General features: G+C 63.0%; 10 protein-coding genes, 2 rRNA genes and 1 pseudogene. 4 read left to right on the top strand and 9 right to left on the bottom strand.

Annotation, left to right across the window (positions count from 1 at the left end; all coding sequences use genetic code 11):
* The 5 genes from LQV39_RS23680 to LQV39_RS23660 form a co-directional block, all read right to left on the bottom strand.
* Complete coding sequence (locus LQV39_RS23680; protein WP_230029643.1) at nt 1-408, bottom strand: hypothetical protein; 408 nt, start codon at nt 406-408, stop codon at nt 1-3.
* A 36-nt stretch (nt 409-444) separates the two neighbouring features.
* Nucleotides 445-2,118 (bottom strand): long-chain-fatty-acid--CoA ligase, encoded by a 1,674-nt coding sequence (locus LQV39_RS23675; RefSeq protein WP_230029642.1) that lies wholly within the window; start codon nt 2,116-2,118, stop codon nt 445-447.
* Nucleotides 2,119-2,267: 149 nt separating this feature from the next.
* On the bottom strand, nt 2,268-3,950 hold the full coding sequence (locus LQV39_RS23670) for a long-chain fatty acid--CoA ligase (protein WP_230029641.1): 1,683 nt from the start codon (nt 3,948-3,950) through the stop codon (nt 2,268-2,270).
* Nucleotides 3,951-4,103: 153 nt separating this feature from the next.
* Entirely contained in the window at nt 4,104-5,231 is a 1,128-nt protein-coding gene (locus LQV39_RS23665; RefSeq protein WP_230029640.1) for an aminopeptidase, read from the bottom strand.
* A 138-nt stretch (nt 5,232-5,369) separates the two neighbouring features.
* Nucleotides 5,370-7,448 (bottom strand): molybdopterin-dependent oxidoreductase, encoded by a 2,079-nt coding sequence (locus LQV39_RS23660; RefSeq protein WP_230029639.1) that lies wholly within the window; start codon nt 7,446-7,448, stop codon nt 5,370-5,372.
* Nucleotides 7,449-7,574: 126 nt separating this feature from the next.
* Here LQV39_RS23660 and LQV39_RS23655 point away from each other — a divergent pair, with 126 nt between their 5' ends.
* Nucleotides 7,575-8,768 carry a M20 aminoacylase family protein gene (locus tag LQV39_RS23655; protein ID WP_230029638.1) on the top strand — a complete coding sequence of 398 codons (1,194 nt, stop codon included), beginning with the start codon at nt 7,575-7,577 and terminating at the stop codon, nt 8,766-8,768.
* A gap of 57 nt (nt 8,769-8,825) precedes the next feature.
* Here LQV39_RS23655 and LQV39_RS23650 read toward each other — a convergent pair whose 3' ends face one another.
* Nucleotides 8,826-9,749 (bottom strand): NAD(P)-dependent oxidoreductase, encoded by a 924-nt coding sequence (locus tag LQV39_RS23650; protein ID WP_290368623.1) that lies wholly within the window; start codon nt 9,747-9,749, stop codon nt 8,826-8,828.
* Between the two features lie 91 nt (nt 9,750-9,840).
* Between LQV39_RS23650 and LQV39_RS23645 the strand changes: the two genes are divergently transcribed.
* The 3 genes and pseudogenes from LQV39_RS23645 to LQV39_RS23635 all read left to right on the top strand — a co-directional run bounded on the left by LQV39_RS23645 (nt 9,841) and on the right by LQV39_RS23635 (nt 12,446).
* Nucleotides 9,841-10,398: an acyloxyacyl hydrolase gene (locus tag LQV39_RS23645; protein WP_230029637.1), complete on the top strand. Its 558-nt coding sequence runs from the start codon at nt 9,841-9,843 to the stop codon at nt 10,396-10,398.
* 50 nt (nt 10,399-10,448) lie between these two features.
* Nucleotides 10,449-11,900, top strand: a complete 1,452-nt coding sequence (locus tag LQV39_RS23640) for a DHA2 family efflux MFS transporter permease subunit (RefSeq protein WP_230029636.1) — start codon at nt 10,449-10,451, stop codon at nt 11,898-11,900.
* 72 nt (nt 11,901-11,972) lie between these two features.
* A pseudogene (locus LQV39_RS23635) lies at nt 11,973-12,446 on the top strand (YbhB/YbcL family Raf kinase inhibitor-like protein).
* On the opposite strand, the gene LQV39_RS23630 reads toward LQV39_RS23635, so the two are convergent.
* The 3 genes from LQV39_RS23630 to LQV39_RS23620 all read right to left on the bottom strand — a co-directional run.
* The gene (locus tag LQV39_RS23630) at nt 12,443-13,249 is read right to left on the bottom strand and encodes a class I SAM-dependent methyltransferase (protein WP_230029635.1); all 807 of its coding nucleotides are present in this window, start codon (nt 13,247-13,249) and stop codon (nt 12,443-12,445) included. The pseudogene LQV39_RS23635 and the gene LQV39_RS23630 sit on opposite strands and share 4 nt — an antisense overlap.
* Before the next feature lie 263 nt (nt 13,250-13,512).
* A 5S ribosomal RNA gene (gene rrf, locus LQV39_RS23625) occupies nt 13,513-13,625 on the bottom strand.
* A gap of 127 nt (nt 13,626-13,752) precedes the next feature.
* Nucleotides 13,753-13,861: ribosomal RNA gene (locus LQV39_RS23620) — 23S ribosomal RNA — on the bottom strand; the annotation flags it as partial.

Below are 13,861 nucleotides of genomic sequence, written 5' to 3'. Positions count from 1 at the left end.
TTAACCGCCGCGAACCATGAGGTTTCGAACTTTGCCATCAGCAAAGTGGACGTCCAGCATGAAGACCTGGGCGAAGCGTTTATTGCTTGGCGTTACCAGATAGGTCAGGGTGGGAAACTTGGATTCATAAGAGGGCGGCCCAAGAAGCTCGATGATTTCCGACTTTCTTTTGCCGATCAGGCGCCCGCTTGCAATCAGGTCCTGCACAAATCTATAGCGTTCCTGTTCAGGCGCAGCTCGCCACACCGCGGCATCGAATTTCTCTACCGGCCATGTGCGCGGCCCATCGCAGGCGCACATGGCAAACAGTAATACAAGGATCGACAGGATTCTTGCCATTTCAGCCTCGTTCGGTTTGTCTTTAGTAGCCGCATCATGCACCACCAAAGAAAAACCTGCCTGCCGCATCCGCGGCACGGCATGTTCGAACAGCCGCGATCGGCGTCAGGCCGTCTGCTTCTCGTCCCGCAGCTCGCGCCGCAGAATCTTGCCCACATTCGTCTTCGGCAGCGTCTCGCGGAACTCGATGAACTTCGGCCGCTTGTAACCAGTCAGCTGCTCCTTGCAGAACTCGAGCAGGTCTTCCTTGCTCAAGGCCTTGTCCTTCTTGACCACATACAGCTTCACAGCCTCGCCCGAGTGCTGGTCCGGCACGCCCACGCAGGCCACTTCCAGCACGCCCGGGTGCGAAGCCACGACTTCCTCGACCTCGTTCGGATATACGTTGAAACCCGAAACCAGGATCATGTCCTTCTTGCGGTCGACGATCTTGATGTAGCCCTGCTCGTTCATGATGCCGATGTCGCCGGTCTTGAAGAAGCCGTCAAGCGTCATGACCTTGGCCGTTTCGTCCGGACGCTGCCAGTAGCCGGCCATCACCTGCGGGCCGCGCACCGAGATTTCACCGGCGGTGCCGAACGGGACTTCCTGGCTGGCTTCGTCGAGGATGCGAATCTCGGTGGACGGCAGCGGCAGGCCGATGGTGCCCGTGAAGCCGGTGATGTCGCAGCGGTTGGCAGCGACCACCGGCGAGGTCTCGGACAGGCCGTAGCCTTCGACGATCGGGGTGCCGGTCAGCGCCAGCCACTTGTCCGCCACCGGCTTCTGCACCGCCATGCCGCCGCCCGGGCAGACCAGCAGCCCGGAGAAATTCAGGCTGGCGAAGTCCGGGTTGTTCAGCAGGCCGTTGTACAGGGTGTTCACGGCCGGGAAGACGTTGATGCGGTAGTTGCGCAGCTCCTTGATGAAGCCACCGATGTCGCGCGGGTTCGGGATCAGGAGGTTCATGCCGCCCACGCGCATGCCCAGCAGGGCGCACACGGTCAGCGCGTAGATGTGGTACAGCGGCAGCGCGCACACGAACTGGAGGTCGGCGCCGGCCTTGGCCAGGGTCGGGGCGAACCAGGCTTCGTTCTGCAGCACGTTGGCGATCACGTGCTTGTGCAGCAGCACCGCGCCCTTCGACACGCCGGTGGTGCCACCGGTGTACTGCAGGAAGGCGACGTCGTCGTGGCCGACCGTGACCGGCTTGAGCTTCTCACGCGCGCCTTCCGACAGCACGCGCTTGAACGGCACCGCGTTCGGAATCGACCAGGCCGGGACCATTTTCTTGACGGTGCGGACCACGAAATTCACGATCAAACCCTTCGCGCCCAGCAGGTCGCCCATGCTGCCGACGATGACGTGTTTTACTTTGGTCTGGCCTACGACTTCCGCCACCGTGTGCGCGAAGTTCTCCAGCACCACGATGGCCTCGGCGCCCGAGTCGTTCAGCTGGTGCTGCAGCTCGCGCGGCGTGTACAGCGGGTTGACGTTGACGATGGTGTAGCCGGCGCGCAGGACAGCGGCCATCGCCACCGGATACTGCAGCACGTTCGGCATCATGATGGCCACGCGCGCGCCCGGCTGCAGGCCGCGGCTTTGCAGCCAGGCCGCCATCTGGCCGGACAGCTTATCGAGTTCGGCATAGCTCATGGACTTGCCCATGCAGGCATAGGCGGGGCGCGCCGCATACTTGTGGAAGGCCTCCTCCAGCAGGTGCGTGAGGGAGCGGTATTGGGTCCAGTCGATGTCCGACGGTACGCCCGCCTCGTACGAATCCAGCCAGAATTTGTCCATGTGATTACCTTTCTTGTTTCAACAAACGTCGTCCCCGCGGAGGCGGGGACCCAAGTTCCGCCTTGGGTCCCCCCCAAGTTCCGCCTTGGGTTCCCCCCAAGTTCTGCCTTGGGTCCCCGCCTGCGCGGGGACGACGGTTTTTAAGCCAACTACGCTGCCTGCTTTTCCTCGCGCAGCGCGCGCCGCAGGATCTTGCCGACGTTCGTCTTCGGCAGTTCGGTGCGGAATTCGATGTACTTCGGTTTCTTGTAGCCGGTGAACTCGCGCTTGCAGTAGTCCATCAGCTGCTCGGCCGTCAGGTTCGGATCCTTCTTGACCACGAATACCTTCACGGCCTCGCCGGAATGCTCGTCCGGCACGCCGATCACCGCGCATTCCATCACGCCCGGGTGCGCCGCGATCACGCCTTCCAGTTCGTTCGGATAGACGTTGAAGCCCGACACCAGGATCATGTCCTTCTTGCGGTCGACGATCTTCACGTACCCGTTCTCGTCCATCACGCCGATGTCGCCCGACTTGAAGTAGCCGCTAGGGGTCATCACCTTGGCCGTTTCGTCCGGGCGCTGCCAGTAGCCGGCCATCACCTGCGGGCCGCGGATCGCGATCTCGCCGACGCTGCCCAGCGGGAGCTCCTTGCCGTCGTCGTCCAGGATCGCCACCTCGGTCGACGGGATCGGCAGGCCGATCGTGCCCGTGAAGGACGAGATGTCGCAGCGGTTCGCGGTGGCCACCGGCGAGGTCTCCGACAGGCCGTAGCCCTCGATGATGTGGGCGCCGGTGACGGCCTTCCACTGGTCGTTGACCGCCTGCTGCACCGCCATGCCGCCGCCGTTCGACAGCTTCAGGCCCGAAAAGTCCAGGTGCCTGAAGTCCGGATGGTTCACCAGCGCGTTGTACAGCGTGTTCACCGCCGGCAGCGCATTGAACTTGTACTTGCCCAGCTCCTTGATGAAACCCGGGATGTCGCGCGGGTTCGGGATCAGGATATTCAGCGCGCCCACCCGCATGCCCCACAGCGCGCACACCGTCAGCGCGAAGATGTGGTACAGCGGCAGCGCGCACACGATGGTCGGATGCTCGACCACCGGCTCGCGGTTCATCGCCACCGCCGACCAGGCTTCCGATTGCAGCAGGTTGGCGATCACGTTCCGGTGCGTCAGGGTCGCGCCCTTCGACACGCCGGTGGTGCCGCCCGTGTACTGCAGGAAGGCGACGTCGGTGTTCTTCAGCTGCGCCGGCTGGAAGGGCATCTTCGCGCCCTGCGCCAGCGCATCCTTGAAGCGCACGCTGCTCGGCAGCGAGAACTCCGGCACCATCTTCTTGACCGACCGGACCACGAAGTTGACCAGCATGCCCTTGGCGCCGCCCAGCATCTCGCCCATGCTCGCCACCACCACGTGGCGCACCGGGGTCTTGCCCATCACCTGCTGCAGCGTGTGCGCAAAGTTCTCGAGCACGATGATGGCTTCGCTGCCCGAATCCTTCAGCTGGTGCTCCAGTTCGCGCGGCGTGTACAGCGGGTTCACGTTCACCACCGTGTAGCCGGCGCGCAGGATGGCGGCCAGCGCCACCGGGTACTGCAGCACGTTCGGCATCATCACCGCCACGCGCGCGCCCTTGGCCATGCCGCGGCTTTGCAGCCAGGCCGCCAGGCGCTTCGACATGCTGTCCAGTTCTGCGTAGGTGAGGAACTTGTCCATGCAGACGAAGGCGTTATTCCTGGCGTACTTCTGGAAGGACTCTTCCAGCATCTGCACCAGCGAGCCGTACTGGTCGGGATCGATTTCCGCGGGAACGCCGGGCGGGTACGACTTGAGCCAAATCTTGTCCATCGGGTGCCTGTCTCCAGTGTAATTATTCTGTCTGGGCCGCCGAACCGAAAAAAACGCACGGTCGTGCTTGAGTTACTTACATGATGCTATCGGGCAGCGCGCCCGATAGCAAGCATTTTTACTGCAATTCGAACTTGCATTCTAGCCGCTTCGCTAGCGTCCTCCCATGGTCGGCGCTTCGCTGCGTTGCACCATCAAGGGCGCGCTCGGCGCCGGCGGCACCAGGGCCTTCAGGATGCGGTGGCGCTCCTTGCGATCCAGTTCGGACAGCTGCCTGACTGACTTGTAGAAGCGGCCGAAGCTGCCGTCGCGCTTGAGCATGGCGCGGAAGGCCGGCACGAAGTCCTCATAGGTCGCGATCGAGGCCAGGTGGGCGTTCGACAGCGGCTGCTCGAAGAAGCGGTCGTAGCCGGCATAGCCGCCCCAGTTGCCCTTCAGGACCTGGTACTCGTCCTTCAGCTCCTGGAACAGGCGCACCTTGACCGCACGCTTTTCATTGTCGCTGCGGTCGACCACGCCATAGTTCTGCTCGAGCGCCTTGCGGTACTTGAGCAGCAGGGCCAGGAAGTCGTGCTTGCGGCTCTTGTAGCGCGCGTAGGCGTCGCGCATGCCCTGGTTGCCGAAGCGCTCCATCCAGCGCTCCACGCCCGCCTCCTCGACCGTGCTGGCGAAGGATTCGTTGAACTGCGAGTCGCCGGCCACGTAGACGACCTGATGCGCCAGTTCGTGGAAGATCATGCGCGCCAGCTCGGCGTCCGGGTAGTTGATGAAGGTGGAGATCAGCGGATCGCTGAACCAGCCCAGGGTCGAGTAGGCCGGCACGCCGCCGACTTCGACGTCGTTGCCGTCCGCCTTCAACTCCCTGGCGTAGGCCATGGCGGCGTCCTTGTCGTAGTAGCCGCGGTAGTTCACGCAGCCGGCCACCGGGAAGCACCACTGCAGGGGCCGCAGCGACAGCTCGGGCGTGGCGACCACGTTCCACAGCACGTAGGGGCGTTTCAGGGAGGCGTATTTTTTATAACTGTCATTATCTGGCAATGACATTTCGCTAACGGCGTAGCGGCGGATCTGGCGCGCGGTCTCCAGGCGGAGCCGCAGTTTGGAGCTGGTGCCGGGGTCGGCGATCCAGTCGTCGATCGGACGGGCGTCCGACAGGAGTTCAAGCTGGCCCTGGGCCGCCTGCGAGTAGTAGTTCAGCGTGGAGCAGCTGGCCAGCAGCCCCGCCGCCGTGCCCGCCAGGAGCAGGACCCGGAGCCGCGGGGTGATTCGCGAAAGTTTCATGTCTTAAATGGTTCATGGTGCGATCTTTAGGCATCATGACAAACCGTAGCGAGCGGAAGCAATGCCTGCCGAGAAGCGCAGCTGTACGAACAGTACAGCGAGCATCGCCGGCTGGCAGTGCGACGCGTAGTAGGTTTGTCATGATGCCGACTCTACCTGCACCAGGGTGTCGTAGAAAGTCGGCGCCCGGCCCATGTCGGTCAGGCGCTGGCTGGTTACTTCGTTGGCGTTCTTGCCGTCGCTGGCGAGCTTTTTCCACCAGATCGACAGGCCGACCACGAGGCCGGCCCGCGCCTTGGGCGTGACACGGGCTCGCGCGACGAACGAGCCCCTGTCGTTAAAGATGCGCACCATCTCGCCGTGCTCGATGCCGCGGCTTGCGGCGTCGACGGGATGGATGTCCAGGTGAGGTTCACCTTCCGTGGCGCGGAGGCTCTGGACATTGACAAAGGTTGAGTTGAGGAAGTTCCTGGCCGGCGGAGAAATCATCGCCAACGGGTATTTTTCCGCCAGTTCAGGATTGGATGCAACGGATTCGTAATTCGCGATGTAGCTCGGGAGCGGATCGAGACCGTCCGCCAGCATCGATTCGGAATAAAACTCGCACTTGCCGGAAGGCGTAGGGAAGCCGCCTTCGGCAAAGGGCGCGGCCGGCATGTTCAGCTTGCTCCAGCCGGTGCGCTTCAGCGATTCCCAGTCGAAGTGCACGGCGCGCGCGTCCTGCTTGTTGAAGGCTTGCGCGGCGAGCTCGTCGTCGGTCTCGTCGAACACGGGGTCGTTCAGGCCCATGGCCTTGGCCAGCAGGCGGAAGATCTCGGTGTTCGGCTTCGCTTCGCCCAGCGGCGCGATGGCGGCGTTATTCGCCATCATGTACAGGTGGCCATACGCCAGGTGGGCGTCGACGTGCTCGAGCTGGGTCGTGGCCGGCAGCAGGATGTCCGCGTAGTCGGCGGTGTCGGTCTGGAAGTGTTCCAGCACCACGGTGAACAGGTCTTCGCGCTCGAAGCCGCGCTGCACCTTCGACGAATCGGGGGCAATCGCCACCGGGTTCGCGTTGTAGACGATGACGGCTTCGATCTTCGAACCGAATGCCGGCGAGGCCTCCTTCAGCAGGTCGTCGCCGATGGTGTTCATGTTGATGGTGCGTGGAAGGCGGCCGCGCAGCAGGTCCGGGCGCTGCAGCGCCAGTTTATTCGCCGGGAAGGAGCCCGAGGTCGACAGCTGCACGCCGCCGGCCGGATGGCGCCAGGCGCCGATCAGGGCCGGCAGGCAGGCGATATTGCGCACCGCCATGCCGCCGCCGCGCACGCGCTGCAGGCCATAGTTCATGCGGATCGCCACTGGTTCATTGCGCCGCGCAGTTTCTCCATACTCGCGCGCCAGATTCACGACTTCGTCCACCGTGATGCCGCAGGTTTCGGCGGTGCGCTCCGGCGTCCATTCGGCCACGCGGTCCTTCAGCTGCGCGAAGCCCAGCGTGTGCCTGGCGATGTAGTCGTGGTCCAGCAGGTTTTCCTTGACCAGCACGTGCATCATGCCCAGCGCCAGCGCGCTGTCCGTACCCGGCATCACGGCGATGTGCTGGTGGCACTTCTCGGCCGTCAAGGAACGATACGGGTCGATGGCGATCAGCTTCGCGCCGCGGCGCTTGGCTTCCTGCACGCGCATCCAGAAATGGAGGTTGGAGGCGATCGGATTGCCGCCCCAGATCAGGATCAGCTTCGCATCCTGGAACTGTTCGATGTCGGTGCCGATCGAACCACCAATGGTGTATTTGTAGCCCGTAAAGCCGGCGGTCGCGCACACGGTGCGATCCAGGAAGGAGGCGCCCAGCTTGTTAAAGAAGCGCATGGCCATCGCCTCGCCCTGCACCAGACCCATGGTGCCGCAATAGCTGTAGGGCAGGATGGCCTGCGGATCGCGTTCCGCGATCGGTTTGAGGCGCGCCGCAATCTCGTCCAGCGCCTGCTCCCAGGTGATGGGCTCAAAACGGCCCTCGCCCTTCCTGCCGACGCGGCGCATCGGCGTGAGCAGGCGGTCCGGGTGGTAAGTACGGTCGACGTAGCGCGAGACCTTGGTGCACAGCACCCCGGCCGTGGTCGGGTGATCCGGATCGCCCTTGACCTCCGTCGCAACGCCATCTTCCACGGTAACGAGGATGGCGCAGGTATCGGGGCAATCGTGCGGGCATGTTGCCCTGACAAGGGTCGTGGTCATCGAATCAGATCCGGAAAAAACGTCGAGAAACCAATAGTTTAGACGATTCCCGCGGCCCTTGTGCCGGCACTGGCAAGGTCTGCTGCGGAAGGGCTACAATAGTTCAAAAACATGGGGAGAGAAGGTATGAGACTAGTCGAACCTATCCTGGCTTTTCAGTCGGAACTGGAAACCATCCGCCGCGACATCCACGCGCATCCCGAACTCTGCTACGAAGAACAACGCACCGCCGACGTCGTGGCCCGCTGCCTGGAAAACTGGGGCATCGAAGTCGTGCGCGGCCTCGGCATCACCGGCGTCGTCGGCATCATCAAGAATGGCGCATCAAGCCGCGCGATCGGCCTGCGCGCCGACATGGATGCGCTGCCGATGCAGGAACTCAACACATTTGAGCACGCGTCGCGCCACGCCGGCAAGATGCATGCTTGCGGTCATGATGGACACACAACGATGCTGTTGGGTGCAGCCCACTATCTGTCGCAGAACCGCAACTTCGACGGCACGGTCTACCTGATCTTCCAACCAGCCGAGGAAGGCGGCGCCGGTGCGCGGCGCATGATGGACGATGGCCTGTTCGAGCGTTTCAAAATGGACGCCGTATATGGATTGCACAACTGGCCCGGTATGGCCGCCGGCAAGTTCGGCGTGGTCGCCGGGCCGATGATGGCATCCAGTAATGAGTTCCGCGTGGTCGTGAAGGGCAAGGGTGCGCACGCCGCGCAGCCGCACCGCGGCATCGACCCGGTGATGGTGGCGGTGCAGATCGCGCAAGCCTGGCAGACCATCATCTCGCGCGAAAAGAACCCGTTGGAAACCGCCGTGCTGTCGATCACCCAAATTCACGCCGGCAGCGCCACCAACGTGATCCCCGACGAAGCGGTCATGATCGGCACCGTGCGCACCTTCACCAACGAAGTGCTGGACCTGGTCGAACGCCGCATGGGCGAGATCGCCCAGGGTGTCTGCGCGGCCTTCAATGCGGGCGTCGATTTTTCGTTCAAGCGCAATTACCCGCCGCTGGTGAATCACCCGGAACAGACGGCGTTTGCGATCGAGGCCATGAAGGCGGTGGTCGGCGCGCCCATGGTCGATTCGAACGTCGAACCGACCATGGGTGCCGAGGACTTCGCCTTCATGCTGCAGGCCAAGCCGGGCTGCTATGTCTTCCTCGGTAACGGCGATGGCGAACACCGTCTGGGCGGCCACGGGCTAGGGCCTTGCCAGCTGCACAATGGCAGTTATGACTTCAATGATCAGTTGCTGCCTATCGGGGCGAGTTATTGGGTGCGTTTGGTGGAGATGAGCTTGCCACAGCCCTAGCCGTCGTCCCCGCGACCTTGACTCGTCGCCCCCGCGAAGGCGGGGGTCCAAGTTTGTTTATTTATCCGGCAGCGTGTCAGCCCCGTCGCCGACCCGCTTGCCCGGATTCATCCGCTCCAAAGCAATCAAGGCCGCCGAATGATCGGCGGCCGGCAAGTCAAGCTCGATCGTCTCGAACTGCCGCGTCACCAGCTCGGCCACCGGCAGCTTCACGCCCGCCCCCGCCGCTGCAGCCAGGATATTGCGCTGATCCTTGAGCTGCGTTTTCACCTGCCCGCCCGGCACGAAATTCCGCTCCAGCATGCGCTGGCCATGCACTTCCAGCACGCGGCTGCCGGCAAAGCCGCCGCGGATCGCCTCACGCACCGCGGCCGGATCGGCGCCCGCCGCATCGGCCAGCAGCAGGGCCTCGGCCACGATGTTGATCGTCGCGCCGACGATCAGCTGGTTGCACAGCTTGGCGACCTGCCCGCTGCCCGCGGGCCCGACCAGGGTCGGCGATCCCATCGTCTTGAGCACCGGAACAGCCTCCTCGAAATCGGCCCCGCTACCGCCGGCCATGATGGCAAGCGTGCCCGCTTCCGCACCGACCACGCCGCCGGACACGGGCGCATCGATGAAGCGGCAGCCGGCCTGCTGCAGCCGCGCATCGAAGTCCAGCGCTTCGTCCTGGCGGGTCGAGCTCATGTCGATCCACAGGGTGCCCGGCGACAGGCAAGGCAGCGCGGCAGCGAGCACCTGGCCGACCACCGGCCCGGCGTCCAGAATCGAGATGACGATGGCGGCGCCTTTGACCGCATCTTCGAGCTCGGCACAGGGCCGGGCGCCGGCGCCGCGCAGGACCTCGGCTTTCGCATGGGTGCGGTTCCAGACGCGCAAGGGATAGCCGGCCTTGGCCAGCCGGGTCGCCATCGGCTTGCCCATCAGGCCGATGCCGAGGAAAGCCAGAGTCGGCAGTGGGTGATTGGTAGCGTTTTCCATCCTTCGATTCTAACAATTGACGGACCGGCCACGCCAAAACGCGGACCTCGCTAAAATAGCGGGATTCGTCATTCGAAACCAAAGGAAGAAGATGTTCTCCACCAAGAAACTCGCTACCTCGATGGCCGCTGTGGCGGCCCTGTTCGCCGCCCAGGCGGGCCATGCCCAGAACGGCCTGGTCGACGCCTACGCCGTGGAAGCCGGCGGCGGCGAACACGTGCAGGTACTGCGCCTGTCGGCCCAGAAGGACTGGAACAAGAACTGGTTCCCGACCAGCGGCTATCACCTGTCGGGCTACTGGGATGCCAACATCGCCTACTGGCGCGCCAACCAGTGGCTGGACGTGCCCGGCAACCGCCACAACCTGGCCGTGATCGGCCTCACCCCTGTATTCCGCTGGGAAGCCGACAACAAGCTGGGCTTCTATGCCGACGCGGGTATCGGCGCGGCCCTGTTCTCGGACGTGTACCGCAACACCCACCGCCAGCTGTCGACCGCCTATGAATTCGCCGACCACGTGGGTGTGGGCTATGTATTCGCCAACAAGTGGGAACTGGGCGCGCGGCTGCAGCATTACTCGAATGGCGGTATCAAGCATCCGAATGGGGGTGTGAACCTGTTCATGGTGAAAGCCAGCTACCACTATTGATTCCAAGCTAGCAAACTTCGGCATTGGATGATTTATGTAAAAATCATTCAATGACCGATACCAGCACCGTCAAAAGCTACCTCCCCTGGCTGGTGGCGACTGCCCTGTTCATGGAGCAGCTCGACGCCACCATCGTCAACACCGCCATCCCCAGCATCGCGGCCAGCCTGAACGTCACGCCGCTGAGCCTCAAATCCGTCGTCACCAGCTACATCCTCAGCCTCGCCGTCGGCATTCCGGTGAGCGGCTGGATGGCCGACCGTTTCGGCACCCGCCGCGTGTTCTTCACCGCGATCGGCATCTTCACGGCAGCATCGGTGCTGTGCGGGCTGTCGGTGAACGCGCAGATGATGGTGGTGGCGCGTCTGCTGCAGGGCCTGGGCGGCGCCATGATGATGCCGGTCGGACGCCTGGCCATCATCCGCACCTTCCCCAAGAGCGAGTTGCTGGGCGCGATGAACTTCGTGATCCTGCCGGCCCTGATCGGTCCCCTGCTCGGCCCCACGGTCGGCGGCCTGATCGTGCATTGGAGTTCGTGGCGCGCGATCTTCTTCGTCAACGTGCCGGTCGGCCTGCTGGCGCTGTTTCTCGTGCATCGCTACATGCCGGATTACAAGGGCGCCGAGCCGCGGCCGCTGGACGTGATCGGCCTGATCCTGTTCAGCTCGGGCACGGCGCTGCTGTCCTGGCTGCTGGAGATCTTCGGCGAGCATACGCTGGACATGGTGACCATGGTCCTGATGCTGGGCCTGTCGGTGGCGCTGCTGGCGGCCTATGTCTGGCACGCGAACGAGCGCGAGCACCCGTTGTTGCGCCTGGCGCTGCTGAAGGTGCGCACCTTCCGCATCTCCGTACTGGGCGGTTTCATTACCCGCCTGGGCATCGGCGGCCTGCCCTTCCTTCTGCCCCTGCTTTACCAGCTGGGTCTCAAATTGCCGGCCTGGCAGTCGGGCCTGCTGATGATGCCGACCGCGGCCGCCGCGATGGGCATGAAGCTGATTGCGCCCAAGGTGCTGGCGCGCTTCGGCTACCGCCAGGTGCTGGTTGTGAATACGATCTGCATCGGCCTGACGATCGCGCTGTTTGCGCTGGTGGGACCGGGAACGCCCTGGTATGCGATCGCCGGCATCGGCCTGCTGCAGGGCTTCTTCAATTCGCTGCAGTTCTCCAGCATGAATACGCTCGCCTACGCCGATGTCCCCCAGAAGGATTCGAGCATGGCCAGCACCATCGCCAGTTCCGTCCAGCAGCTGTCGATGAGCTTCGGCCTGGCCAGCGGTTCTCTGGTGACGGCCTGGTTCCTGGGCCGCGTGCCGCAGACCAACCAGGTGATGGTCACCTCGGCGCTGCACCATGCCTTCCTGGCGCTGGCCATTACGACGATGCTGTCGTCCGTCGTGTTCTGGCGCCTGCGCCGCAATGACGGCGAGAGCATCAGCCGTGGCAAGCAGCGGGTAGAAGAGGCTGCGGCGCAGGATACGGCGCCGCTGTCGCAGGCCTGAAGCGTTTGGGTGCAACCGGACCGGCATCGCATGGTCGAAGCGTGTAAGGAATTCAGCCTCCAGGAGAAGAGTATGAGCCTGACACTCGTTTCGGCGGACTTCGACGCCGGCGGCAGCATCCCCGTGATTCACACCTGCGATGGGACCGATACCTCACCCGCGCTGTCCTGGTCGGGCGCGCCGCCGGGCACGAAGAGTTTTGCCTTGATCATCGACGATCCGGATGCGCCGGATCCCGCGGCGCCACAGATGACCTGGGTGCACTGAGTGCTCTACAACATTCCGGTGTCGGCCGCGAGCCTGCCGCCCAGTGTGCGCGGCACGGACCTGCCGCCGGGCACGCGCGCCGGCCTCAACGACTGGAAGAAAAGCGCCTACGGCGGCCCTTGCCCACCGACGGGCACGCACCGCTACGTGCACAAGCTCTACGCCCTGGATGTGGACTTGCCGAACGTCGGCCATCCGACCAAGGCCGAGCTGGAAAAAGCGATGCAAGGGCATGTGCTGGCGCAGGGGCAACTGATCGGTACCTACCACAAGCGTTAGCTCAGCCCTCGAGGCTTGCTGGCCCGGGTGGCGAGGAAGGTCGGCAGATACCGGTCGATCACGAAGCGCGGATTCGGCTGGTGGTCTTCGTAGAATCCGGTCAGGACAAAACCCGCTTCCATCTGCCCACCGATTTGCTCGGACAGACTATGGCCGAAGACCAGCGCTTCGCCGCGCTGCTGCTTGTCTGCCAGCGCCGCCGTATCGAGATGCTCGAGGTCGGAATATGGCAGCGAAAAGCGCGGACGTATCAGGCCCTGCTTCGCAATGGACGGATCGCGATCGCCGACGAAGACGACTGGATTATAGAAACTGCTCAACAGCGTGCCGTCACTGCGCAGGACACGAAAACATTCACGCCAAACCGGCCGGATATCCGGCACGTAGAGATTGGAAATCGGGTGGAATACCAGGCCGAAGGAAGCGTCGGCAAAGACCGACAGATCGCGCATGTCGCCCTGCACGACCTGCATTTCCAGCCCATCGCGCTGCGCCACCATGCGGTCTTGCTGCAACTGCAGATCGGAAGCGTCGAATACGGTGACGAGTGCGCCGGCGGCCGCCAGAACAGGCGCCTGCTGACCGCCACCCGAAGCCAGGCACAAGATGCGCCGGCCGGCCACTTCGTCGAGCCAGCCGGGCGGCAAGGGATTGGGCGTCAGCCTGACCTGCCAATGTCCTTTGCGGGCCGCGGCGATTTCTTCCGCACTGACCGGCTGCGACCATTCGCAGTGCTGGGCAGCCTGGCGATCCCAGGAGGCGCGGTTATGACTGAACACATCGATATGTTTAAGGGAAGCCATGTGCTGTTTTCCTTGAATGAAGACGGAAAACTGCCCTGGAACTGCGAGACGCGCAGGAGGTGCTGGATATGAACGTAAGTATGCGGCTGACAGATCGTGCGAGGGCAGCGATTTCAGACAAATGCGAGGCATCAGTGCATTACTTGTTCATGTCGTCATGCTCCAGCGAAGCGGAAGAGCGAAAATATTAACACGTCCTAGTCGGACGCTGAAAAGCAAAAAGCCCGCTCAGTGTTGACTGAGCGGGCTCTGCTTAATAATTAGCCTGACGATAACCTACTTTCACACTGGTTGCAGCACTATCATCGGCGCAAAGTCGTTTCACGGTCCTGTTCGGGATGGGAAGGGGTGGTACCGACTTGCTATGGTCATCAGGCATAAACTGTACGGGTATCGCTTTTGACTGCAGCGCTACCCTGAATCCGGAAGAAGTTAGTTTTACTTTGTAATCTGTTGTGTCAACAAACAGCTGTCATTGACCTGGCTTTGACTGCCAAGGTTATAGGGACAAGCCGTACGGGCAATTAGTACTGGTTAGCTTAATGCATTACTGCACTTCCACACCCAGCCTATCAACGTCCTGGTCTCGAACGACCCTTCAAGGAGCTCAAG

It is taken from the genome of Massilia sp. Bi118 (genome assembly GCF_918697865.1).
Classification (GTDB): domain Bacteria; phylum Pseudomonadota; class Gammaproteobacteria; order Burkholderiales; family Burkholderiaceae_D; genus Telluria.
The sequence above is the reverse complement of the archived record's forward strand: the minus strand, read 5'-3'. Positions and strand labels throughout refer to the sequence as shown.